Here is a 23,008-nt window from a genome sequence, read left to right as displayed (position 1 = left end):
TATTCAGGCTTGGCTCAGTTCGAAAGGCGTGGCAGCAGCAGATCCTTGAGGTCGGTCAGCTTGCCATGGAAGAAGTGTCCGCATTCTGCCACTTTCAGCAGCTCATGGGGGCGCGACAGGCTGTCGGACCACTCGTAAACCAGCGTCGGTGCAACGACTTCGTCGGCATCGGGTTGCACCAGGGTCACCGGGCACCGTTGCGGCACGGGGAATTGCTCGGTCAGGCGCATGACGGCCGGGGCGATCATGAACAGATGCTGCAAGGCAACGCCTTCGACTTCCAGGCGGCCAGCCAGGGCGGTCGCCACGAAGCCGCCGAAGGAAAAGCCCATCAGCACCAAGGGCAGCCCGGGATGCGCCGCCCGCAGCCAGGCGGCAGCGGCTTGAGCATCAGCCACCTCGCCTTGTCCCATGTCATGGCTGCCGGCACTCTGCCCGACGCCGCGGTAGTTGAAACGCAGGGTCACATACCCGGTATCCCGGGCCGTGCGTTGCAATGTCGAAACCACCTTGTTGAGCATGGTGCCGCCCTGGACCGGGTTGGGGTGACAGATCAGCACGGCGCCACGGGCGTCTGCCACGTCCAGGTAGAGGGCTTCGAGCGGGCCACTGGGGCCGTCGATGAACAGAGGGGTTTCGCGGACAAGCAAGGCACTACTCCGTGACCTTGGGGGAGGTCGATTCGTCTAGGTGAGGAATTCTGTTCTGATTTGCGATCGCTCGCGGTATACAGCGCAGGTCTGAGCCGTTAACGTAAAGCAAAGCCGTTTATAGAGGAAGGACTCGTGGAACTCTCGCTCCTTGTTTGGTTGTTGCCTACCCTGGCCCTGGTCATCGGTGTGGTCGTCGGTTTCGTCGTGGCGCGCCTGTTGCCCAACGCTGCGCCCAGCAGCAGCCAGCGCCAGCTCGATGACATCCAACAGCGTTTCGACAGCTACCAGAACCAGGTGGTGACGCACTTCAACAGCACCGCCGTACTGGTCAAAAAGCTCAACCAGAGCTATCAGGATGTCCAGGATCATCTGGCCGACGGCGCCAACAACCTGGCCCTGGACGAAGTGACGCGTCAACGCCTGCTGGCAGCGCTGCACTCGGAAAGCTCCCACGGTCCGCACAGTCGCCTGACGCCGCCCAGAGACACCGCCGAAGTGCCGCGCGACTATGCACCGAAAACGCCCAACTCACCGGGCATGCTCGACGAGAGCTATGGTCTGAAGCACTGACATTGAAAAAGGCCTCGGAAGAGGCCTTTTTCAATGCACGATCACCATCGACCAGGTGTCCCGCTGCGATAGGGGGACGCCCTTCAGGTCAAGGCTTGCGCCAAGAATGACCGCCCTCGTCGTCCTCTCCGCCAGCGTGGCGAATGATCAGATCAAGTGGGTATGCAGATGCTTTCATGGTGACGCTCCTTTTGGTTGCGCTGGCTCTCTCGCCAGCACCACCAGAATGCCCTCGCCGTCTCTGGACTAGGCAGCGGGCAGCACTTCCTCGCACCCTCATGCGCAGGCGCGCAACGCCTGTTGCACATCTGCCAGCAGGTCCTCAATGTCCTCAAGCCCTACCGACAAACGCACAAGCCCCTCGGAGATACCGTGCTGCGCCCGCTCTTCGGGTGTATAGCTTGAGTGGGTCATGCTTGCCGGGTGCTGGGCCAACGACTCAGCATCACCCAGGCTCACAGCGCGCGCGAACAGGCCCAGCGCATTCATGAAGCGGCGTCCGGCGCCAAGGCCGCCCTTGAGTTCGAAGGCGATCATGCCGCCGGGCAGGCGCATTTGCCGCTTGGCCAAGTCGTGCTGCGCAAACGACGGCAAGCCTGGGTAGTGAATCAACTCCACCTGCGGCTGACGCGACAGGTAGTCGGCAACCTGTTGGGCGTTCGCGCAATGCCGGTCCATGCGCAGGGCAAGGGTCTTGATGCCACGCATCAGCAGCATGGCGTCCTGGGGTGACAACACCGCCCCGGTCATGTCCTTGAGCCCTTGCAGACGAATGCGATCGACCAGTGCCTGGCGGCCCACCACCAGGCCGGCGGTGATATCGCCATGGCCGCTGAGGTACTTGGTGGCCGAATGCACGACCAGATCAGCGCCCAGTTCCAGCGGCCGTTGCAGGTAAGGCGTGCAGTAGGTGTTATCGACTACCACCAGCACATCGCGGCCGCGTACCGCTTCGGCCACAGCGGCAATGTCGATCAGCCGCATGGTCGGGTTGGCGGGGGTCTCGAAGTAGATCATGCGCGTCTTGTCACTGAGCGCAGCGCGCAGCGCATCGGCATCGTTGAGGTCGACGTGGCGGATGGTCACGCCAAACGCCCCGATGCCATGGTGCATGAAGGCAAAGGTGCACCCATACACGGTCTGCCCGACGATCAACTCATCGCCCGGGCGCAGCAAGGTCCAGAGCGTGGACGTGATGGCGCCCATCCCCGATGCCAGCGCAAGGCCCGCCTCCCCGCCTTCAAGCGAAGCCATGCGCGCTTCGAGCAAATTCAGCGTGGGGTTGGAGATACGGCTGTAGAAATGTCCGGCCTGTTCACCGGCAAAGCACGCCGCGCCGTATTCGACGGTGGGAAAGGCATAGGTAGCGGTTTGGTAGATCGGTGGTACCAGTGCGCCGCCGTGCGCGAGCGGGTCGTAGCCGTGATGGATGGCACGCGTTGAAAAACCGTTGTCGTGACGGGAGTCGCGCATGGCAACAGCCTCTTGTTGGTTTGATCTAAGCTTATGCCACTGCAACCCAAGCATTTTTCCAAAATGACCAGCCCATCAGCGCTGCTTTGGAACAAAAACAAGAACCGTGAATACTTGAGGGCAAAGCATGCCTGCACCCTTGGACCGCATCGACCGCGCACTGCTCGCGGCCTTGCAGAATAATGCCCGCCTCACCGTCGCCGAGCTTGCGGACCTGGTATCGCTGACCACTTCGCCCTGCTGGCGCAGGGTCAAGCTGCTGGAAGAGAACGGTTATATCACTGGCTACCGGGCCACACTTTCACCCAAGTCGCTAGGGTTCGGAGTAACTGCCTTCGTCAGCATCATGATGGACTCCCACACCAAACCCATGGCGCTGGCATTCGAGCAGCGGCTGATGGAGATACCCGAGATTGTGGCCTGCCATAACATTTCCGGGCGGTACGATTTTCTGCTGGAAATCGTGGCCAAGGACTTAGAGGCCTTCGGAGAATTTGCCCGTGAGGTGCTTCAGCGTCTGCCGGGAGTGAAGGAAATTTATTCGAGCTTTTCCTACAAGGCGGTGAAGGAAAAACGAGTGATACCTATGTCGGAGAAGCATATCTAGGCTCTGTGTAAAAGCCTTGATACTCGGTGATGCTGGGTTGGAAATAGCCTGGATCGCCAGCCCGGTCGGAATGCTCATTTACAACCCGTAAAGTCGAACGCGACTCCGACCGTTCCTCGGCTGTTTTCGCCTTGCCTGACCTTCGTCTCAAGACTTTTCATACAGAGCCTAGGACAAGTTCCGAGCGATAAACAATGCCCGCAGCCGCTCTAGACGCCCGCCAGCCTAACCAAATGCCTGCTTGACCAAGTTGTCGAACAGGCTGTAGGCCGGCAGCACTTCACGACGATGATCCTCATCGCTGGCGTCCAGAGGTGTGACAGCATCCCTCCGGATATTACTTGCTATTCAGCACCGTGACCGACACTGGGGCATATGAGATTCTAAAAGTTGTAAAAGTGTGATGGCAGGTGAACGGAAAAGGAGATTTCAATGCTAGTAAAAAGCAGCAAGGCCCTGACTACCTAGGGCCTCAACTTTGAGGTGACCTAGGTGCCAGCTGAGTTATAGATCACATCAAACAAGGCTGCTACTGCATCACCGAATCTAGCCATCAGCAACAGCTGTTGTATTCAGCGCCAAATAAACTGCTTGCTCAGGTGATAACTCCTGAGAAAAATCGGCGACAGCGAAATACACATGGGGGCGAAAAATCAAATCCACGAGTCGCTCATTAGGTACATTCACCTCCAACATAAATAACCAAAAATCAACCTCATGTTCAGCCCCATCACACTCCATGACCCTTCGCATCATCTCAACCAGCTCATCGGTAGTAACGTCGGGAACCGGTTTGATATAGGGTTCGTATAGGACTTTACGGACCCAAGTGTCATGATCTTGGCCACCGTAGATGCCTTGAAAATCCAGGAAATCAAAGGAAGTTGAAGCTAGCTGATTAAACTCGAGAACCATGTGTTCCGTCAGGTCGCGTTCCCCGCAGTCTATTTCCTCAGAAAGACTAGTAAGCTTCAAAACTAGTTTCTCATCAAGTTTGGGTGGCATTAATTCACTACGCAAAGCCATACAGCCCCTCCACTGCTGGAATTTATAACGGCGCTTTTTGTGCCTAAAAGCACACTCATATTTTCAATGAGCAATTGAAGCTTACCTGACGGAGTAAGTTTTAACTTGTAGGATCCGTCTGAATACATCATGAGCGCCTGCTCCCTAATAGAAGATATATGCCACGGCGAACACCCTTAACCGACACCGGCGACGAAAGAGAAGGATGCTCCGAACAAGGCATGGCGCGGCTCTTGGAGTGGAGAGCGTCAGAGGAGCTTGCAGGATTCAGAATTAAAAATCGCTAGCCTTCCGGGTATGGATACAGCTCTGAGGCTTAGGGAAGACTCTTTGCACGCGGCGGTGAATGGCACCAGTTTTGCCAGTGTTCGCGGCTATAGCTCCTGGTTGCGCAACCTTTCAGATTCTCAGCAAGACAGTTGCTCTTACGGACCCCGCAAAAGCAACGGATTACGCGTATACAAAAAACCCGCCGAAGCGGGTTTTTTTGCAAGCCAGCGATTAGATCGCCCCACGCTGCCTCAACACATCCAGCACGAGCTTGACCCCTTCTTCCACGCTGGTGGCCTGGGTATCGATCACCAGATCGGCGTCCAGTGGCACATCGAACGGGAAGCTCTCTCCTGGAATGTTGTCGCCTTCGGCGGCATACAGGCCCTGCGGATCGCGTTCGCGGCAGACCAGTGGCGAGGCTTGAACGTAGACGGTCACCAGGCGGTCCTTGCCGATCAGGGCCTTGGCCTGTTCGCGGCCTTCGGCATCTGGGGCCACGAAGGCGGCCAGGGTCAGCAAGCCGGCTTCGTTGAACTGGCGCGCCACATGGGCGGCGCGGCGCCAGTTCTCGGTACGGCCAGCGCGATCCTGTGGCAGGCCCTTGTTCAGGTCATGGCGCAGGTTCTGCCCGTCGAGTACATAAACGGCACGGCCCATGTCGAACAGTTTGCGCTCCACAGCGTAGGCCAGAGTGCTCTTGCCAGCGCCGGACAGGCCGCTGAACAGTACGGTCGCCGGCTGCTGGCCAAAGCGCAGGGCACGCTCTTCGGTCGAGACATGCGCCGACTTGCCATGCTGCCCGGCGCTGCCATGGGGCAGTACAGGCTGGGCGATGATCATGCCGGCGCCCACGGTGCCGTTGGTCAGGCGGTCGATGACGATGAACGCACCGGTGGTGCGGTTGCTCTCGTAGCCGTCCAGCGCAATGGCGCTGTCCAGGGATACCTTGACGCGACCGATCTCGTTCAGCTGCAAGGCGCTGGCAGCGCCTTTTTCCAAGGTATTGACGTCCACCTTGTGGGTGATGCTGGCAATCGAACCCGGCACGTAGCTGGTCGCACGCTTGATGTCGTACTTCTTGCCCGGCAGCATCGGCTCTTCGGCCATCCACACCAGCATGGCTTCGAACTGGTCGGTCACAGGCGGCACATTGTCGGCATGCACCAGCAGGTCACCACGGGAGATGTCGATCTCGTCTTCCATGGTCAGGGTCACGGCCTGACCCGGGCCTGCGCTTTCCAGCTCGCCTTCGTAGGTGACGATGGACTTCACCCGGCTGCTCTTGCCCGACGGCAGCACGACGACTTCATCGCCCTTGTGCACCACGCCGCTGGCCAGGGTGCCTGCAAAACCACGGAAGTTCAGGTTGGGGCGGTTGACGTACTGCACCGGGAAACGCAGGTCGGTGAAGTTGCGGTCGGCCGCCACTTCCACGGTTTCCAGGATTTCCATCAATGTCGGGCCGGTGTACCACGGCGACTGCTCGCTGTGGTTGACCACGTTGTCACCCTTGAGCGCGGACATCGGCACGAAGTGCAGGCTGCTCGGCGTCAGGTTGATGGCTTCGGCGAAGGCCAGGTAGTCGGCCTTGATCGACTCGAAGACGCCTTCATCGAAGCCCTTGAGGTCCATCTTGTTGACGGCGACCACGATGTGCTTGATGCCCAGCAACGAGGCGATGTAGCTGTGGCGGCGGGTCTGGGTCTGCACACCGTAGCGGGCATCGACCAGGATGATGGCCAGGTCGCAGGTGGATGCGCCGGTCGCCATGTTACGTGTGTACTGCTCGTGGCCCGGGGTGTCGGCAATGATGAACTTGCGCTTGGCCGTGGAGAAGTAACGGTAGGCCACGTCGATGGTGATGCCCTGCTCACGCTCGGCCTGCAGGCCATCGACCAGCAGCGCCAGGTCCACTTCCTCGCCTGTGGTGCCGGACTTCTTCGAATCACGGGTGATGGCTTCGAGGTGATCCTCGTAGATCATCTTCGAGTCATGCAGCAGGCGCCCGATCAAGGTGCTCTTGCCGTCATCCACGTTGCCGCAGGTCAGGAAACGCAGCAGTTCTTTGCGCTCGTGCTGAGCCAGATAAGCGAGGATGTCTTCGCTGATCAAATCGGATTGGTGACTCATCTCATTCAAGCTCCAAGCTGTCAGCTTCAAGCGGCAAGCTTGTCGGCGTACAACTAGTTAGAAATTAGGTTGATCAACCCACTTGGCATTCTGGAGCGCTCGCGGGCCATGCAGGCGGCAATCCACAAGGTTCGAACGCTGCGCGCTCGATTGCTCTTGCAGCTTGCCGCTTGAAGCTTAGAAATAGCCCTGGCGTTTCTTGTCTTCCATGGACCCGGCGCCGTCGTGGTCGATGACCCGGCCCTGGCGCTCGGAGGTGCGGGTCAGGAGCATTTCCTGAATGATGTCGGTGAGCGTCTCGGCTTCGGACTCCACGGCGCCCGTCAACGGGTAGCAGCCCAGGGTACGGAAACGCACCTTCTTCTTGACGATGCGGGCTTTTTCTTCCTCGGACAGGTGCTCGAGGATGCGCGCGTCGTCGATCATGATCAGGGTGCCATTCTTCTCGATGACTTCGCGCTCGGCGGCGAAGTACAGCGGCACGATCGGGATGCCTTCGAGGTAGATGTACTGCCAGATGTCCAGCTCGGTCCAGTTCGACAGAGGGAACACACGAATGGACTCGCCTTTGTTAACCTTGCCGTTGTACACGTTCCACAGCTCAGGGCGCTGGTTCTTCGGATCCCAGCGGTGCTTGCTGTCACGGAAGGAGTACACGCGCTCCTTGGCACGCGACTTTTCTTCGTCGCGGCGCGCGCCACCGAAAGCGGCATCGAAACCATGCTTGTCCAGCGCCTGCTTGAGGCCCTGGGTCTTCATGATGTCGGTATGCTTGGAGCTGCCATGGGTGAACGGGTTGATGCCCTGGGCCACACCCTCGGGGTTGACGTGGGTGATCAGGTCGAGCCCCATTTCCTCGACCATCTTGTCGCGGAAGCGGTACATCTCCTGGAATTTCCACTGGGTGTCGACGTGCATCACCGGGAACGGCAGCTTGCCCGGGAAGAAAGCCTTGCGCGCCAGGTGCAGCATCACGGCGGAATCCTTGCCGATCGAGTACAGCATGACCGGGTTGTCGAACTCGGCGGCCACCTCGCGGATGATATGGATGCTTTCCGCCTCCAGCTGTTTCAAGTGCGTCAGTTTGTCGACCATGGCTACTCACGAAAAACGATCTTATGGACGGCCAGCGGGCCGTGTTCGAGCGAGCCACTCTATCACAGCAGATGCTTCTATTTAGGCGCCTGGATAGATCGAAAGCGTCTAACCATATGACTGAGGGTTTGGGCTGCGGGTCGGCGCTCAAGCCTGCCAACCCATTGCCACGCGGCCTGCGCCGACAGGTCGGTCAGATCGGATTGGGGCAGTCGATGAACAGGTGCTCCACGGCAAAACGCCGTGCCAGGTAATCGCCCAATGCCTGCACGCCGTAGCGCTCGGTCGCATGGTGCCCTGCGGCGATGAAGCTCACGCCGTTTTCGCGGGCGCTGTGGTAGGTCTGTTCCGACGCTTCGCCGGTCAGGTACAAGTCCACCCCGGCCGCGATCGCCGTGTCGATGTACCCCTGCCCGCCGCCGGTGCACCATCCCACACGACGAACGACTCTGTCTTCCTCGACCAGCAACGGCTCACGCCCCAGCACATCCTGCACACGGCGGGCAAAATCGCGGGCAGTCATGGGTTGGGCCAGCGACCCGACCAGCCCGACCACCTTGGGGTTGTCTGGGTCGAGCGGGCCCTCTACGGTGATCTGAAGCTGTTGCGCCAGCTGCACGTTGTTGCCCACTTCCGGGTGGACGTCGAGCGGCAGGTGAAAGGCCAGCAGGCTGATGTCGTTGTTGAGCAGGGTTTTCAGGCGTCGCTGGCGAATGCCGGTGATGCAGGGGTTTTCCCCCTTCCAGAAATAACCATGGTGCACCAGCACGAGATCGGCTTGAGCCTCAACGGCTGCATCGAGCAAGGCCTGGCTGGCGGTCACGCCAGTGACGATGCGCCCGACCTGCGGCCGGCCTTCGACCTGCAAGCCGTTGGGGCAATAGTCCTGGATCCTGCTGCTGCCCAGGTAGCGCTCGGCTTCTTCGACCAATGTACTCAGCGCGACGGCCATGGGAAATCTCCTCGAAAAAACTGCGTGCCTGCCAGGCGCAAGGCCTGGAGAAGGTCCGTATAATGCCGGCCATTATGGGCCGTCGTCGGCACTGGGGGAACCGGTGTATGATCGCGCGCCCACGCTCCACTGCGCGGCCCCAGGCCGCGGCTCTTTCCAGGATTCGTTCATGTTCAAGGCTCTGCGTTACTTTGGCTGGCCCCTGCTCACCGGCGTGCTCATCGCCGCCCTGATCATCCAACGCTTTCCGGAGTGGGTCGGCTTGCCCAGTCAGGATGTCAACCTGCAACAGGCGCCCCAGTCCACGCAGGTGGTGCAGGGCCCAGTCTCCTATGCCGACGCCGTTACCCTGGCTGCACCTGCGGTAGCCAACCTGTACACCACCAAGGTGGTGAACAAGAGCTCGCACCCGCTGTTCGAAGACCCGCAGTTCCGCCGGTTCTTCGGCGACAACCTGCCCAAGCAACGCCGCTGGGAGTCCAGCCTGGGCTCGGCGGTGATCATGAGCCCCGAGGGCTATCTGCTGACCAACAACCATGTGACCAGCGGCGCCGACCAGATCGTCGTGGCGCTCAAGGATGGCCGGGAAACCTTGGCCAGGGTGATCGGCAGCGACCCGGAGACGGACCTGGCGGTGCTCAAGATCGACCTGAAGAAACTGCCGGCCATCACCATCGGGCGCTCCGATACCATTCGCATCGGCGACGTGTCCCTTGCGATCGGCAACCCGTTCGGGGTCGGCCAGACCGTGACCATGGGTATCATCAGCGCCACCGGCCGTAACCAGCTGGGCCTGAACAACTACGAAGATTTCATCCAGACCGACGCGGCGATCAACCCGGGCAATTCGGGCGGCGCTTTGGTGGATGCCAACGGCAACCTGATCGGCATCAACACTGCCATCTTCTCCAAGTCAGGTGGCTCGCAAGGCATCGGCTTCGCCATTCCAGTGAAGCTGGCCCTTGAGGTGATGAAGTCGATCGTCGAGCACGGCCAGGTCATCCGGGGCTGGCTGGGCATCGAAGTTCAGCCGCTAAGCGCAGAGCTTGCCGAGTCGTTCGGCATGAAGGACCGGCCAGGCATCGTGGTGGCGGGCATATTCCGCGAAGGCCCGGCAGCCAAGGCCGGTCTGCAGTTGGGGGATGTGATCCTGAGCATCAACGGCGAGCCGGCGGGCGATGGCCGCCGGTCGATGAACCAGGTGGCGCGCATCAAGCCCAACGAAAAGATTACCATCGAGGTGATGCGCAACGGTCAGCAGCTCAAGCTGATCGCTGAGGTGGGCCTGCGGCCACCGCCAGCGCCGGTGGCCAAGCAGGAAGAAAAGTAACGCAAGTGCCCAGCACGTGGGCGCTTGGGATTGGCCTGCGGCGCCACGCAGGCCAATCGCCCCTTTACTGCATCAATGCAGAATCTGGCTGAGGAACAAGCGCGTGCGGTCGCTCTGTGGCCGGTCGAAGAAATCGTCCGGTGACGCCTGCTCGACGATCTCGCCCTTGTCCATGAAGATCACCCGATTCGCCACAGTGCGGGCAAAGCCCATTTCGTGGGTCACGCAGAGCATGGTCATGCCATCTTCGGCCAGGCCAACCATGGTATCGAGCACTTCCTTGACCATTTCCGGATCCAGCGCCGAGGTCGGCTCATCGAACAGCATGATCTTGGGCTTCATGCACAACGCCCGGGCGATGGCCACGCGCTGCTGCTGACCACCGGACAACTGCCCTGGGTACTTGTGCGCCTGCTCCGGGATACGCACTCGCTCCAGGTAGTGCATGGCGATTTCCTCGGCCTTGCGCTTGGGCATCTTGCGCACCCACATGGGGGCCAAAGTGCAGTTTTCCAGGATGCTCAGGTGCGGAAACAGGTTGAAGTGCTGGAACACCATGCCCACTTCGCGGCGGATGGCCTCGATCTGCTTGAGGTCGTTGGTCAGCTCCACACCGTCAACCACAATTCGCCCTTGCTGGTGTTCTTCCAGGCGGTTCAGGCAGCGGATGGTGGTGGACTTGCCCGAGCCCGAGGGCCCGCACAGCACGATGCGCTCGCCCTGGCGAACATTGAGGTTGATGTCCTTGAGCACATGGAACTGGCCATACCACTTGTTCACGCCCTGCATCTGGATGATGCCTTCGGGGCCGGCAGGCTGCTTGATCGCTTCACTCATTTCGAAACTCCTAACGCTTGTGGCCAGTGTCCAGCTTGCGCTCCAGGTGCATGGAGTAGCGGGACATACCGAAACAGAAAATCCAGAAAACCAAGGCGGCGAACACATAGCCTTCGGTGGCCATGCCCAGCCAGGCCGGGTCGGCGGCAGCTTGCTTGACGCTGTTGAGCAGGTCGAACAGGCCGATGATGATCACAAGGCTGGTGTCCTTGAACAGGGCGATGAAGGTGTTGACGATGCCAGGGATAACCAGCTTGAGCGCCTGGGGCAGGATCACCAGCCCCATCGAGCGCCAGTAGCCCAGCCCCATGGCGGCGGCGGCTTCGTACTGCCCCTTGGGGATGGCTTGCAGGCCCCCACGTACCACTTCGGCGATGTACGCCGACTGGAACAGGATCACCCCGATCATGGCCCGTAGCAGCTTGTCGAAGCTCATGCCCTCGGGCAGAAACAGCGGCAGCATCACCGACGACATGAACAACACCGTGATCAGTGGCACGCCTCGCCAGAACTCGATGAAGGTTACGCACACCACTTTCACCGCCGGCATGCGCGAGCGCCGCCCCAGTGCCAGTACGATCCCCAGGGGCAAGGCCCCGACGATGCCCACGGTGGCGATCACCAGCGTCAGCATCAGGCCACCCCACTGGCTGGTCGGTACCGTCTCCAGGCCGAACAGTCCGCCGTGCAGCAGGGTGTAGGCCACCAACGGGTACAGCACCAGGAACCCCAGGCCGTAGACCGCCTTGCGCGGGAAGCTGCGGATGAACAGCGGCGCTGCGCCCAGCACCGCCAGCCATACCGTCAGGTCCACCCGCCAGCGCATCTCGGATGGGTAGTAGCCATACATGAACTGGCCGAAACGCTGCTGGATGAACACCCAGCAGGCGCCTTCCTTGGTGCAGTCGGCACGGGTGGTGCCCACCCAGTTCGCGTCGATCAACGCCCACTGCAGCAGCGGCGGCACGATCAGCCAGACCAGGTAGATGGCGAACAGGGTAAGCAGGGTGTTGAGCCAGCTGGAGAACAGGTTGGCACGCATCCAGGCGAGCACACCGACGGTCTTGACCGGAGGCGGCATGTCAGGTTTGAAAACATGAGCATTCACAGGCGTGTCCTCACCGTTCGATCAGCGCGATGCGCTTGTTGTACCAATTCATCAACAGCGAAATGCTGATGCTGATGGCCAGGTAGACGCTCATGGTGATGGCGATCACTTCGATGGCCTGGCCGGTCTGGTTGAGTACGGTGCCGGCGAACAACGAAACCATTTCCGGGTAGCCGATGCCTGCGGCCAGCGAGGAGTTCTTCGCCAGGTTCAGGTACTGGCTGGTGAGCGGTGGAATGATCACGCGCAGCGCCTGCGGGATGATTACCTTGCGCAAGGTTGGCCCTTCGCGCAGCCCTAGCGAACGCGCAGCCTCGGTCTGGCCGTGGCTGACCGAACGGATGCCCGAGCGCACGATTTCAGCGATGAACGCCGCCGTGTAGATCGTCAAGGCCAGGGTCAACGCCAGCAGTTCAGGGATCAGTACCCAGCCGCCGACAAAGTTGAAGCCCTTGAGTTGCGGCACCTCCCACTGCACGGGGCTGCCGAACAACAGCACACAGGCACTTGGGATGGCGATCATCAGCGCCAGCCCTACCCAGAACTTGTGAAACGGCTGGCCGGTTTCTTCGAAGCGCCGGTTGGCTCGGCGCACCATCAGCACGGTCGCCAGCACAGCTATCAGCAGGGCAGCCACGAAGGGCCAGAAGCCTTCTGCCATGGAGGCCCCAGGCATGTTCAGGCCGCGGTTGCTGATGAAGAACGCGTCGTCGATGTTGATGCTGCCCCGCGGCCCTGGCAGGGTCAGGAACACGGCGAAGTACCAGAACAGGATCTGCAACAGCGGCGGGATGTTGCGGAAGGTTTCCACATACACGGTAGCCAGCTTGTTGATCATCCAGTTCGGCGACAGCCTGGCGACACCGATGATGAAGCCCAGCAGGGTGGCCAGCACCACGCCGATGAGGGTCACCAGCAAGGTGTTAAGCAGCCCGATGACGAACACCCGCGCGTAGCTGTCCGACTCCACGTAGGGAATCAGGTGCTGGGCGATGCCGAAGCCGGCACTGCGGTCAAGAAAGTCAAACCCCGAGGTGATGCCCCGGTGCTGCAGGTTGGTTTGCGTGTTGTGAAACAGGTACCAGCCCAGACCGACCACGAAGACGATGGTCAGTAGCTGGAACAGCCACGCGCGCACACGTGGATCGCTCAGGGATAAACCCTTTCGTGCGCCAATTGGATTTTGCATGAAATGCCCCGAAGAAAAGGGTAGCGGACCGCCTGCGGCGGCGGGATGCCGCCGCAGGTGCAACCATCAGCGCACAGGGGGTGCGTACTGGATGCCGCCGTTGTTCCACAAGGCATTCATGCCACGGTCGATCTTCAGGTCGGTGCTCTGGCCAAGGTTCTTCTCGAACACTTCGCCGTAGTTGCCCACTTGCTTGACGATCTGCACTACCCAGTCTTTGGGCAGCTTGAGGTCCTTGCCGTACTCGCCGTCGCCACCGAGCAGACGCGCCACGTCCGGGTTCTTGGTGCCCTTGGCCTCGGCCTCGACGTTCTTGGAGGTGATGCCGGCTTCTTCGGCATTGAGCATGGCGAACAGGGTCCACTTGACGATGCTGAACCACTCCTCGTCACCCTTGCGCACGACCGGCCCCAACGGTTCCTTGGAAATGGTTTCCGGCAGTACCACGTAGTCAGCTGGGGCAGCCAGCTTGGAACGCTGGGCGAACAGTTGAGATTTGTCCGACGTCAGCACATCGCAACGGCCAGACTCCAGGGACTTGGCGCTTTCATCCGAGGTGTCGAAGGTGATGGGAGTGTATTTCAGGCCGTTGGCGCGGAAGAAGTCCGATACGTTCAGTTCGGTCGTGGTGCCGGCCTGGATGCAGATGGTCGCGCCATCGAGCTCCTTGGCACTGGATACGCCAAGCTTCTTGTTGACCAGGAAACCTACGCCGTCGTAATAGGTGACCCCGGTGAACATCAGGCCCATGCCGGCATCGCGCGAACTGGTCCAGGTGGTGTTGCGCGACAGCACGTCGACTTCGCCCGATTGCAGCGCGGTGAAGCGTTCCTTGGCGTTGAGCTGGCTGAACTTGACCTTGGTCGCGTCCCCGAACACGGCTGCCGCCACGGCGCGGCAGACATCGGCGTCGATCCCGACGATCTTGCCTTGTGCATCCGGAACCGAGAAGCCAGGAAGACCGTCACTCACGCCACACTGGACGAAGCCCTTCTTCTTAACCGCATCGAGCGTCGCCCCGGCCTGGGCCGTACTCACAGCGCCCAGGGCAGCGGCAGCGGTCAGGACTGCCAGGGTGGTTTTCAACATCTTCATTCACAACCTCCAAATCGCTCTTGTTGTATCGAGCCGGAATTGCACCGCACCCTTTTGAGGCGCATCCGACCCGTATTGGCTTGTTATTGGGTCACTTGGCGCAATGGGCTGTTCTGTGACAGCCTTCGCGTGCAAAGGGTGTTACCGTCTCGGCCTGTCCTTTGCATCACAGATGGAAGTGCAAACCGCGTACCAGATTGCGTGGCTTGAGCGTTTAAGCACGAGTCAAGTAGGGAAAGTTGCATCGTTGCGACATTCTTTTTCCGACTCGCCGGGCGCGCGCCTTCTTTTCAAGCACGACCTCTTCCACACGCACGTTTTCGGAGCAGCCATGACCGACCCACTCATTCTCGAACCTCAAAAAGCCGCAGATGCCTGTGTGATCTGGTTGCACGGCCTGGGCGCGGACCGTTACGACTTCCTACCGGTGGCCGAATTCATGCAGCAGCATCTGCTCACGACCCGGTTCGTCATGCCCCAGGCGCCGACCCGGTCGGTGACCATCAACGGCGGCTACGCCATGCCCAGTTGGTACGACATCAAGGCCATGACGCCGGCCAGGGCCATCGACGAGGCCGAGCTCGATGCCTCGGCCGAGCAGGTCATCGCCTTGATCAAGGCCGAGCAGGCCAAGGGCATCAGCCTGTCGCGCATCATCCTGGCCGGGTTCTCCCAAGGGGGCGCCGTGGTGCTGCACACGGCCTATATAAAGTGGCAGGAAGCCCTGGGTGGCGTGCTGGCCCTCTCCACCTATGCCCCCACCTTCGCTGACGAGCACACGCTGAGCGCGTGCCAGCAACGCACCCCGGCCCTGTGCCTGCATGGCGTGCACGACCCGGTGGTGATCCCATCGATGGGACGTACGGCCTTCGAGTACCTGAACACCTGGGGCGTCGCTGCCCGCTGGCACGAGTACCCAATGGAACATGAAGTGGTCGTCGAAGAGCTGAACGACATCCTCCAATGGCTGACCACGCAACTTCAGTAAGCCGCGCGCACGAGTCGTTCAAGGCCATTGCACTACGCCGAGCAGGGATCTTGCATTACACTGCCCGGCGTACATTCCTTAACCAATTGACGAGATGACCGTGCTCAAGGCACTCAAGAAAATATTCGGCAAGGGAGACATTGCCCCCCAGGCCACTGCGCCCGCTGCCAGCATTGCCCCGGCGCCAGCGGCCCCCCAGGCCCATGCGCCATCGGCCCCTGCCGTTGCGCGCAGCCAGCCTGCCGCCCAGGTTGTACAACCTGCCGCTACCAAGCCTGCCAGCGACAAACCGCGTCGAGAGCGCAAGCCAAAACCCAAGCCCCAGGCCAGCCTGTGGAAACCGGAGGACTTCGTGGTCGAGCCCCAGGAGGGCAAGACGCGTTTCCACGATTTCAAACTTTCCAACGAGCTAATGCACGCCATTCACGACCTGGGTTTCCCCTACTGCACGCCGATCCAGGCGCAAGTGCTGGGCTTCACGCTGCGCGGCCAGGATGCGATCGGCAGGGCCCAGACCGGTACGGGCAAGACTGCCGCGTTCCTGATCTCGATCATTTCCCAGCTGCAACAGACGCCCCCGCCCAAGGAACGCTACATGGGCGAGCCACGCGCACTGATCATCGCCCCCACCCGCGAACTGGTGGTGCAGATCGCAAAGGACGCGGTCGCCTTGACCAAATACACCGGCCTGAACGTGATGAGCTTCGTCGGCGGCATGGACTTCGACAAGCAGCTCAAGGCTCTGGAAGCACGGCACTGCGACATCCTGGTGGCTACGCCCGGCCGCCTGCTGGATTTCAACCAGCGTGGCGAGGTGCACCTGGACATGGTCGAGGTGATGGTGCTGGACGAAGCCGACCGCATGCTGGACATGGGCTTCATCCCGCAGGTGCGCCAGATCATTCGCCAGACGCCGCCCAAGAGCGAGCGCCAGACGCTGCTGTTCTCGGCCACTTTTACCGATGACGTGATGAACCTGGCCAAGCAGTGGACGACCAATCCCGCCATCGTCGAGATCGAGCCCGAGAACGTGGCCAGCGAAACGGTCGAGCAGCACGTTTATGCGGTGGCTGGCAGCGACAAGTACAAGCTGCTGTACAACCTGGTGACCCAGAACAAGTGGGAACGGGTGATGGTGTTCGCCAACCGCAAGGACGAAGTACGCCGTATCGAGGAAAAACTGGTACGCGATGGCGTCAATGCCGCGCAGTTGTCCGGCGATGTACCTCAGCACAAGCGTATCCGTACCCTCGAGAACTTCCGTGAGGGGCGCATCACGGTGCTGGTGGCGACCGATGTGGCTGGACGCGGGATCCATATCGACGGCATCAGCCATGTCATCAATTTCACCCTGCCGGAAGACCCTGACGACTACGTGCACCGGATCGGCCGTACCGGCCGGGCAGGCACCAGTGGCGTATCGATCAGCTTTGCTGGCGAAGATGATTCGTACCAGTTGCCTGCGATCGAGACGCTGCTGGGGCGCAAGATCAAGTGCGAGATGCCGCCTGAGGAGTTGCTCAAGCCGGTGCCGCGCAAGCACGCCTGATCGGGTTGGGTCGGTCAGGTCGATCTGCCCATGCTCCTGGCCGCCGGACCGGCCTCGATGGGCCGCGCAGCGGCCCTGGGCATCACAGCTCCCCGGGCGTTCGTGCAGCGCCCAAGGTCAATCGCTCCCCCCTATCCCCATCGCCCTGCCGCGTCCTGATCGCTCTGACGTCCTTCCACCCATCGTTCCCCTTGCCCGGTCGTTTCCTTCTTCCAGAACGGTGCCCGGGTCTTCAGGTAATCCATGATGAAGTTGCAAGCCTCGAACGAGGCCTGCCGATGGGCACTGGCCACGCCGACGAACACGATCGGCTCGCCGGGCGCCAAATGCCCCACGCGGTGCAGCACCTCGACCTTCAACAACGGCCAGCGCTGCTGTGCCTCGGCCACGATCTTGGCCAGGGCCTTTTCGGTCATGCCGGGATAATGCTCGAGCACCATGCCCGCCACCTCCTGGCCGTCGTTGAAGTCCCGCACGTAGCCGATGAAACTGACCACTGCCCCGACACCTACGTTGGCCGCATGCAAGGCGTTGGTCTCAACGCCCGGATCGAAAGCGCCTTCCTGTACCCGAACGGCCATGCTCAACCTCCAGTCACAGGCGGAAAGAAGGCCACTTCGTCGCCGTCTTGCACAGGCTCATCCAGCCTGCACAATTCCTCGTTGCGCGCGCACATCAGGTTTTGCTCGGCCAGCACCTGATAAGGCTCGCCTCTACCCACCAACGCCAGGCGCACATCGTCCACTACTCTGAACGTCCCTTCGAGCGACTCGCTGCCGCGCTCCAGCCGCTCCCGGTAGCGAGCGAAATACATCACCTTGATCTTCATCAGCCTTGCACCTTGTACGGGCCGCTTTTGCCGCCCAGCTTCTCCAGCAGGCGCACTTGCTCGATGACCATGCCCTTGTCCACGGCCTTGCACATGTCATAGAGGGTCAACGCGGCTACGCTGGCCGCCGTCAGCGCTTCCATCTCCACACCGGTCTGCCCGGCCAGCTTGCACCGGGCGACGATACGCACTGCATCACTGCCCTCGGCGCTGAGCTCGACCTTGACACTGGTCAGCATCAGCGGATGACACAACGGAATCAGGTCGCTGGTCTTCTTCGCCGCCTGGATGCCGGCGATGCGCGCCACGGCGAAGACATCACCCTTGGGGTGCTCACCGTCAACGATCATCTGCAGGGTGTGCGGCAACATGCGCACGCGCGCTTCGGCCGTGGCCTCGCGCTCGGTCACGGCTTTTTCAGTGACGTCGACCATGTTGGCCCGCCCTTGGGAATCAAGATGTGTCAGCACTGCTCTGCTCCTGTGAAGGGAGCTGAGAGTGTAAACCGGTGGGTCAGGTTTGAGCAGGGGCCAGGCCGACGCATTGCGGCCCGAAGCCGCCGGGCGGTGAACCGCCCGGCGTGCGGGGCTACTACATGTGTGACTCGGCGAACTCGGCCAACACCGACCGAGGCACCCCTTGCAGGGTGATGTGCACGCCATGGGGGAAGTCCTTGAAGCGTTCGGTCAGGTAGGTCAGGCCCGAACTGGTCGCGGACAGGTACGGTGTATCGATCTGCGCCAGGTTACCCAGGCACACCACCTTCGATCCCGCGCCAGCACGGGTGATGATGGTTTTCATCTGGTGCGGCGTGAGGTTCTGGCACTCATCGATGAGGATCAGGCTCTGCTGGAAGCTGCGACCACGGATGTAGTTGAGCGATTTGAACTGCAGCGGCACACGTTCGAGGATGTACTCGACACTGCCGTGGGTGCTTTCATCGTCCATGTGCAAGGCTTCGAGGTTATCGGTAATGGCGCCCAGCCAGGGCTCCATCTTCTCGGCCTCTGTTCCCGGCAGAAAACCGATCTCCTGGTCGAGCCCCTGCACGCTTCGGGTGGCGATGATGCGCCGGTAACGCTTGCTGACCATGGTCTGCTCGATGGCCGCCGCCAGTGCCAGGATGGTCTTGCCCGACCCCGCCGCCCCGGTCAGGTTGACCAGGTGGATATCCGGATCGAGCAGCGCCAACAGCGCCAGGCTCTGATGAATGTCACGCGGTTTCAGGCCCCAGGCTTCCTGATGCAGCAGCGGCTCCTGGTGCAGGTCGAGCAGCAGCAGTTCGCCCTCGCGCGTGCCCTTGATCCAGCCGACGAACCCTTGCTCATCGATGATGAACTCGTTCACGTGCACCGCAGGCAGCGGCTCGGCCAGTTGCACCCGGTGCCAGGTACGGCCACGTTCCTGACGCGTGTCGACCTTGCTGACCCGGTCCCAGAACGAGCCGGTGACCGAATGATAGCCCTTGGACAACAGCGACACGTCGTCGACCAGCTGGTCGGTGCTGTAGTCCTCGGCGGCGATGCCGCAGGCGCGCGCCTTCAGGCGCATGTTGATGTCCTTGGTGACCAGCACCACGTCCAGGTCGGTGCGCCGTGCCCTGACTTCGAGCAGCTGATTGATGATGATGTTGTCGTTGAGGGTTTCGGGCAACAGCTTGTTCGGCTCGTTGCGCGGAGTCATCAGGATGGACAGATACCCTTTTGGCCCACTCTTGCCACGCTGGATGGGTACCCCCTGCTCCACCACGCTAGGCGAGGCATCACCCAGCGTCTGGTCGATCAGGCGGATGGCCTGGCGGCATTCGGCAGCGATGCTTTGCTTACCGGCCTTGAGCTTGTCGAGTTCCTCCAGCACCGTCATGGGAATGGCGACGTGGTGCTCCTCGAAGTTGAGTAATGCGTTGGGGTCGTGAATCAGGACGTTGGTATCGAGCACATAGAGGATTGGCTTGCTGGAGGAAGGGGTGCGTCCTTGGTCATCCATACTCGGTCACCTTATGTCGAAGCGGCACGGCGTGGTCTGTTACGCCGCGGGGTGACTGCCGTTCTTCCCGTATCCGCGTTGTTACGGGCGGGAAGCGATCTGGCCAGGTGGACCGATGTGACGCCACCTGTGCTGCAGGAATCGGCTGTCTGGTTTCTTCATACCGCAAAAGCCATGACCGGAAAAAGCATTTTCATGCGATTGCCAACTTTATTTTTCCGATTGACGAACAGGCCTTGGCGCCAACGCCAAGCAGGTCTACAGTCAGAAGTCAGGTTGCTACTCGCCCTGTCCATATTCGCGACAATCCTGCCAACCAATGCCGCTTTGCGCGGTGTGCTCAAGCAGCCATTGCACCGCAGGCCTGGCCTTGGGCAAGGCGTCGTGAAACTGGATCACGCCTTTGCGCCACAGCAGCATCAAGGTCAACACACGCTCGGCTGAGGCCTGCGCACTCAAGCCCGAGTCGTCCTGCGCATCGATATCCCACAGCGAGACCTGCAACTGCTGACGCTGCATGAACGCCTGGCCGTCGGCCCGCCGCTGGCCATACGGTGGGCGAAACAGCGGCACATACTGCTCGGGCAGGTCTGCCCGCACCCGTGCCTGGCTGCGGCTGATCGAGGCCTGCCAATCCGTCCACTGCGCATGGGACCGGTATTCCCACCCCTGAATGCCTACGCACTGGCCAGCATACAAGCGCCGCAGGGCCGCCAGCGACTCGCCGTCGCGACGTTGCTGCAAACGGCTGCCGAGCACGAAGAACGTCCCATCGAGTTTCTGCTTGCGCAAGTAGGCAGTCAGCTCGTCGGTGGTGCCTGCCGCCGCGCCCGGCCCACCGGCAAAGGTGAGCAGAAACAGCCGGTCATTGAGTTCATCGCCGTTGCGCTCGGCTGCAGACAGCCGCTGTACTTCGCTGCTGGTCTGGGGCAACAACGCCGCCTTGCGCAGTTGCTCGTTCAGGTACTGCTCATGAAATTGCCGGCTGGGCTCGATCCAGCCGGTGTAGAACTCACCCACATCGGTGGCGAAGGTCGCAGCTTGCAAGCGCAGTTCGGCCATCGACGTCACCGCATAGCAAAAGGACGCATCTTGCTCGCAACTGCGTTGCGCCTGTTGATAACCCTGCCAAAGACGCTGCCACAGCCGCGCCCGCACCTGCCTGATCTTCTGCAAGTTGACCTGCCGCAGGCCCAATCGGGCTGCCAGGGCGTTCTCGTCGAGCAGCTCGTTCTCGTGCAGTACCCGGGCGAACGAGAGGATTTCGGCCCGCGACGCCACATCGAACAGCGCAGGGTTGTCCAGTTGCTCGGGCCACAGGCCACGGTCCAGGCTGGCCGGCGTGGAAGGGGCGGCTTGCACGGCCAGGCTCAACAGGCCAGTCAGCAGGGCTGAAACGACGCGCACGGTCAGGGCTCCGTTCAAGGAAAACAGGCACTATAGCCGCTGCATCGGCCATGGGCGTTGACTATTGTCGCCATAGTTTGGACTTGCCTCGTCCAACCCTTAGAATCCCGCTCTTTGATGCCAGGAGCAGATCCGATGCTGACGGTGATTTCCCCCGCCAAGACCCTCGACTACGACACCCCACCGGTGACCGAGCGCTTCACCCTGCCCCGCCACCTCGACCATTCCCAGGAACTGATCGAGCAGCTGCGAGAAATGAGCCCGGCGCAGATCAGCGAACTGATGCACCTGTCCGACAAGCTCGCGGGCCTGAACGCCGCGCGTTTCGGCAGCTGGACACCCACGTTCACGCCAGAGAACGCCAAGCAGGCCCTGCTGGCCTTCAAAGGTGACGTCTACACCGGCCTGGACGCCCAGACCTTGGGTGAGGACGACCTCAGCTACGCCCAGGATCACCTGCGCATGCTCTCCGGCCTCTACGGCCTGCTGCGCCCGCTGGACCTGATGCAGCCCTACCGCCTGGAAATGGGCACCAAGCTGGCCAACGCCCGCGGCAAGGACCTTTACGCGTTCTGGGGCACGCGTATCAGCGAGTGGCTCAACGAGGCCCTGGCCGAACAGGGCGATGATCTGCTGCTGAACCTGGCCAGCAACGAATATTTCAGCGCGGTCAAGCGCAGCGCCCTGAAGGCCCGGGTGATCAATGTGGACTTCAAGGACCTGAAAAACGGCCAGCACAAGATCATCAGCTTCTACGCCAAGAAGGCGCGCGGCATGATGAGCCGCTTCGTCATCGAAGAGCGCATCAGTGACCCAACGCAGCTCAAGCAGTTCGACGTGCAGGGGTATTACTACAGCGCCGAGCAGTCGAAGGTCGATCACCTGGTGTTCTTGCGCGATCAGCCCGAAGCATAGGGCGCCGAGCGCGGCGGGGCATCAGGGTAACCTGACGTACCCTGCCCCCAGCCCTGACACCTCGACCCCCTGCGGCCCTATGCCGTCCACGCTGACGGTCACCTCGCTCGGCGCTTGGCCAGGGTCCTCACGAAACCACACAACGTGCTCACCTGCGCTGCTGCGCTGCAGCGCCTCTGGCGGAATGACCAGCGCCTGGGCCTTGCTCGTGATACGTATGTCCACCTGCGCGCTCATGCCCAGGCGCAAGCTAGAGCGGGCTGGCTCGGCGGGCAAGCTTGCGGGCGGTTTTCAGGAGGGTGTCGATCAGAGAATCGGGATCATCGCTGCGAGGGGGGTCGGTTTTGCCTATCATCAGGGTCATGTTGACTTCGTAATTGCCGAAACCTGCTTCCAGAATGGGCGGCAGCGACTTGTAAGTTGCAATAATTTCCCTGATCGCCTCATCTTGATACCCCGTCTGCTGATATTCAGCGTTTGCTTTATCCACCATCGCTCGGGACCATACTTCATAGCGCTTGCCTAACTCTCTGCTTGCGGCGAGGCGCTCGTTGTGGGTGAAATCGCCGCCTTCGTCGTAACCAATCAAAGCGAGCTGTTCAATTGTCAGTTTCTGGAAAGGATTACTCCCCTTTCCGTTCAGAAAATCCGTGGCTTGCCTTGCCCTTGCCAATAACTCGGGATCATCCGTGTCTGGGACATGTGCGTCGTGAAGGGGCTTGGTAAGCCTATATGCACTTCCGCCTAGCTCCATCTGTATCTTGGATGCCAAAGCAGCCAGCTCTTGCCGACTAAGCTGACTGTCGCGCGCAGCCGCCCGCTGAGCGGCACTTGCAAGTTGTTTGGACAACGTAGAAAGATCAAGGGAGGCTTGGCGAGTTGCACCTGAGGGTACCGCGCCCTCTTGATTCGGGACTGCTGAATGGGTATGGATGCGCGTAGAAGCGAGCGCACGGATTGGAGCAACAGAAAACTCACTAACTTTTGACATGACCA

At 60.9% G+C, this 23,008-nt stretch carries 23 protein-coding genes; 6 read left to right on the top strand and 17 right to left on the bottom strand.

Translation table 11 applies throughout. The features are described 5' to 3' along the window. Positions 1 to 14 precede the first annotated feature (14 nt). Entirely contained in the window at positions 15 to 650 is a 636-nt protein-coding gene (locus tag B2J77_RS04025; RefSeq protein ID WP_058637169.1) for an alpha/beta hydrolase, read from the bottom strand. 135 nt (positions 651 to 785) lie between these two features. On the opposite strand from B2J77_RS04025, the gene B2J77_RS04020 reads away from it, so the two are divergent. Further along, positions 786 to 1,223, top strand: a complete 438-nt coding sequence (locus tag B2J77_RS04020; protein ID WP_023534478.1) for a YhcB family protein — start codon at positions 786 to 788, stop codon at positions 1,221 to 1,223. A 276-nt stretch (positions 1,224 to 1,499) separates the two neighbouring features. On the opposite strand, the gene B2J77_RS04015 is transcribed toward B2J77_RS04020, so the two are convergent. Further along, the gene (locus B2J77_RS04015; protein WP_058637170.1) at positions 1,500 to 2,696 is read right to left on the bottom strand and encodes a methionine gamma-lyase; all 1,197 of its coding nucleotides are present in this window, start codon (positions 2,694 to 2,696) and stop codon (positions 1,500 to 1,502) included. Positions 2,697 to 2,823: 127 nt separating this feature from the next. On the opposite strand from B2J77_RS04015, the gene B2J77_RS04010 reads away from it, so the two are divergent. Continuing rightward, positions 2,824 to 3,303, top strand: a complete 480-nt coding sequence (locus B2J77_RS04010; RefSeq protein ID WP_078478032.1) for an Lrp/AsnC family transcriptional regulator — start codon at positions 2,824 to 2,826, stop codon at positions 3,301 to 3,303. 546 nt (positions 3,304 to 3,849) lie between these two features. Here the strand turns inward: B2J77_RS04010 and B2J77_RS04005 are convergent. From B2J77_RS04005 to B2J77_RS03990, 4 genes are all read right to left on the bottom strand, one after another. Next, complete coding sequence (locus B2J77_RS04005; protein WP_078478031.1) at positions 3,850 to 4,329, bottom strand: hypothetical protein; 480 nt, start codon at positions 4,327 to 4,329, stop codon at positions 3,850 to 3,852. A gap of 501 nt (positions 4,330 to 4,830) precedes the next feature. After that, a complete protein-coding gene (cysN, locus tag B2J77_RS04000; protein ID WP_027914462.1) occupies positions 4,831 to 6,732 on the bottom strand; it encodes a sulfate adenylyltransferase subunit CysN in 1,902 nt (633 codons plus the stop codon). 177 nt (positions 6,733 to 6,909) lie between these two features. After that, positions 6,910 to 7,827, bottom strand: a complete 918-nt coding sequence (gene cysD / locus B2J77_RS03995) for a sulfate adenylyltransferase subunit CysD (protein WP_058604935.1) — start codon at positions 7,825 to 7,827, stop codon at positions 6,910 to 6,912. A gap of 193 nt (positions 7,828 to 8,020) precedes the next feature. Next, complete coding sequence (locus B2J77_RS03990) at positions 8,021 to 8,779, bottom strand: Nif3-like dinuclear metal center hexameric protein (RefSeq protein WP_049696503.1); 759 nt, start codon at positions 8,777 to 8,779, stop codon at positions 8,021 to 8,023. Between the two features lie 169 nt (positions 8,780 to 8,948). Between B2J77_RS03990 and algW the strand changes: the two genes are divergently transcribed. Next, positions 8,949 to 10,109, top strand: coding sequence for a Do family serine endopeptidase AlgW (algW, locus tag B2J77_RS03985; protein ID WP_023534328.1), 1,161 nt, complete (start codon positions 8,949 to 8,951; stop codon positions 10,107 to 10,109). A 72-nt stretch (positions 10,110 to 10,181) separates the two neighbouring features. Here algW and B2J77_RS03980 read toward each other — a convergent pair whose 3' ends face one another. The 4 genes from B2J77_RS03980 to B2J77_RS03965 all read right to left on the bottom strand — a co-directional run bounded on the left by B2J77_RS03980 (position 10,182) and on the right by B2J77_RS03965 (position 14,338). Continuing rightward, positions 10,182 to 10,946, bottom strand: coding sequence for an amino acid ABC transporter ATP-binding protein (locus B2J77_RS03980; protein ID WP_058637173.1), 765 nt, complete (start codon positions 10,944 to 10,946; stop codon positions 10,182 to 10,184). 10 nt (positions 10,947 to 10,956) lie between these two features. Continuing rightward, positions 10,957 to 12,054, bottom strand: coding sequence for an amino acid ABC transporter permease (locus B2J77_RS03975; RefSeq protein WP_058604933.1), 1,098 nt, complete (start codon positions 12,052 to 12,054; stop codon positions 10,957 to 10,959). Positions 12,055 to 12,064: 10 nt separating this feature from the next. Continuing rightward, positions 12,065 to 13,243 (bottom strand): amino acid ABC transporter permease, encoded by a 1,179-nt coding sequence (locus tag B2J77_RS03970; RefSeq protein ID WP_058637174.1) that lies wholly within the window; start codon positions 13,241 to 13,243, stop codon positions 12,065 to 12,067. 66 nt (positions 13,244 to 13,309) lie between these two features. Further along, positions 13,310 to 14,338 (bottom strand): amino acid ABC transporter substrate-binding protein, encoded by a 1,029-nt coding sequence (locus B2J77_RS03965; RefSeq protein ID WP_058604931.1) that lies wholly within the window; start codon positions 14,336 to 14,338, stop codon positions 13,310 to 13,312. A gap of 331 nt (positions 14,339 to 14,669) precedes the next feature. Here B2J77_RS03965 and B2J77_RS03960 point away from each other — a divergent pair, with 331 nt between their 5' ends. Together B2J77_RS03960 and rhlB are read left to right on the top strand one after the other, a co-directional pair. After that, positions 14,670 to 15,326 carry an alpha/beta hydrolase gene (locus tag B2J77_RS03960; RefSeq protein ID WP_078478030.1) on the top strand — a complete coding sequence of 219 codons (657 nt, stop codon included), beginning with the start codon at positions 14,670 to 14,672 and terminating at the stop codon, positions 15,324 to 15,326. 100 nt (positions 15,327 to 15,426) lie between these two features. Further along, the gene (gene rhlB, locus B2J77_RS03955) at positions 15,427 to 16,875 is read left to right on the top strand and encodes an ATP-dependent RNA helicase RhlB (protein WP_058637232.1); all 1,449 of its coding nucleotides are present in this window, start codon (positions 15,427 to 15,429) and stop codon (positions 16,873 to 16,875) included. A gap of 131 nt (positions 16,876 to 17,006) precedes the next feature. Here the strand turns inward: rhlB and moaE are convergent, their stop codons facing one another. From moaE to B2J77_RS03930, 5 genes are all read right to left on the bottom strand, one after another. Then, the gene (moaE, locus tag B2J77_RS03950) at positions 17,007 to 17,456 is read right to left on the bottom strand and encodes a molybdopterin synthase catalytic subunit MoaE (protein ID WP_058604929.1); all 450 of its coding nucleotides are present in this window, start codon (positions 17,454 to 17,456) and stop codon (positions 17,007 to 17,009) included. A 2-nt stretch (positions 17,457 to 17,458) separates the two neighbouring features. Next, positions 17,459 to 17,704 (bottom strand): MoaD/ThiS family protein, encoded by a 246-nt coding sequence (locus B2J77_RS03945; RefSeq protein ID WP_058637177.1) that lies wholly within the window; start codon positions 17,702 to 17,704, stop codon positions 17,459 to 17,461. Further along, positions 17,704 to 18,174 carry a cyclic pyranopterin monophosphate synthase MoaC gene (gene moaC / locus B2J77_RS03940; RefSeq protein WP_023534451.1) on the bottom strand — a complete coding sequence of 157 codons (471 nt, stop codon included), beginning with the start codon at positions 18,172 to 18,174 and terminating at the stop codon, positions 17,704 to 17,706. Before moaC ends, B2J77_RS03945 begins: the two co-directional genes overlap by 1 nt. A 121-nt stretch (positions 18,175 to 18,295) precedes the next feature. After that, positions 18,296 to 19,690, bottom strand: coding sequence for a PhoH family protein (locus B2J77_RS03935; RefSeq protein WP_023534350.1), 1,395 nt, complete (start codon positions 19,688 to 19,690; stop codon positions 18,296 to 18,298). Positions 19,691 to 19,969: 279 nt separating this feature from the next. Next, on the bottom strand, positions 19,970 to 21,097 hold the full coding sequence (locus tag B2J77_RS03930) for a polysaccharide deacetylase family protein (RefSeq protein ID WP_078478029.1): 1,128 nt from the start codon (positions 21,095 to 21,097) through the stop codon (positions 19,970 to 19,972). 135 nt (positions 21,098 to 21,232) lie between these two features. Here B2J77_RS03930 and yaaA point away from each other — a divergent pair, with 135 nt between their 5' ends. Further along, a complete protein-coding gene (gene yaaA, locus B2J77_RS03925) occupies positions 21,233 to 22,012 on the top strand; it encodes a peroxide stress protein YaaA (RefSeq protein WP_058637179.1) in 780 nt (259 codons plus the stop codon). Between the two features lie 21 nt (positions 22,013 to 22,033). On the opposite strand, the gene B2J77_RS03920 is transcribed toward yaaA, so the two are convergent. Then, a complete protein-coding gene (locus B2J77_RS03920) occupies positions 22,034 to 22,237 on the bottom strand; it encodes a hypothetical protein (RefSeq protein ID WP_153008530.1) in 204 nt (67 codons plus the stop codon). Between the two features lie 25 nt (positions 22,238 to 22,262). Next, a complete protein-coding gene (locus tag B2J77_RS03915) occupies positions 22,263 to 23,003 on the bottom strand; it encodes a hypothetical protein (RefSeq protein WP_153302483.1) in 741 nt (246 codons plus the stop codon). Positions 23,004 to 23,008: the final 5 nt, after the last annotated feature.

Source organism: Pseudomonas parafulva, assembly GCF_002021815.1.
In the GTDB taxonomy this organism is placed as follows: domain Bacteria; phylum Pseudomonadota; class Gammaproteobacteria; order Pseudomonadales; family Pseudomonadaceae; genus Aquipseudomonas; species Aquipseudomonas parafulva_B.
Note: the sequence above shows the minus strand (reverse complement) of the source record. Positions and strands in the feature narration are given on the sequence as shown.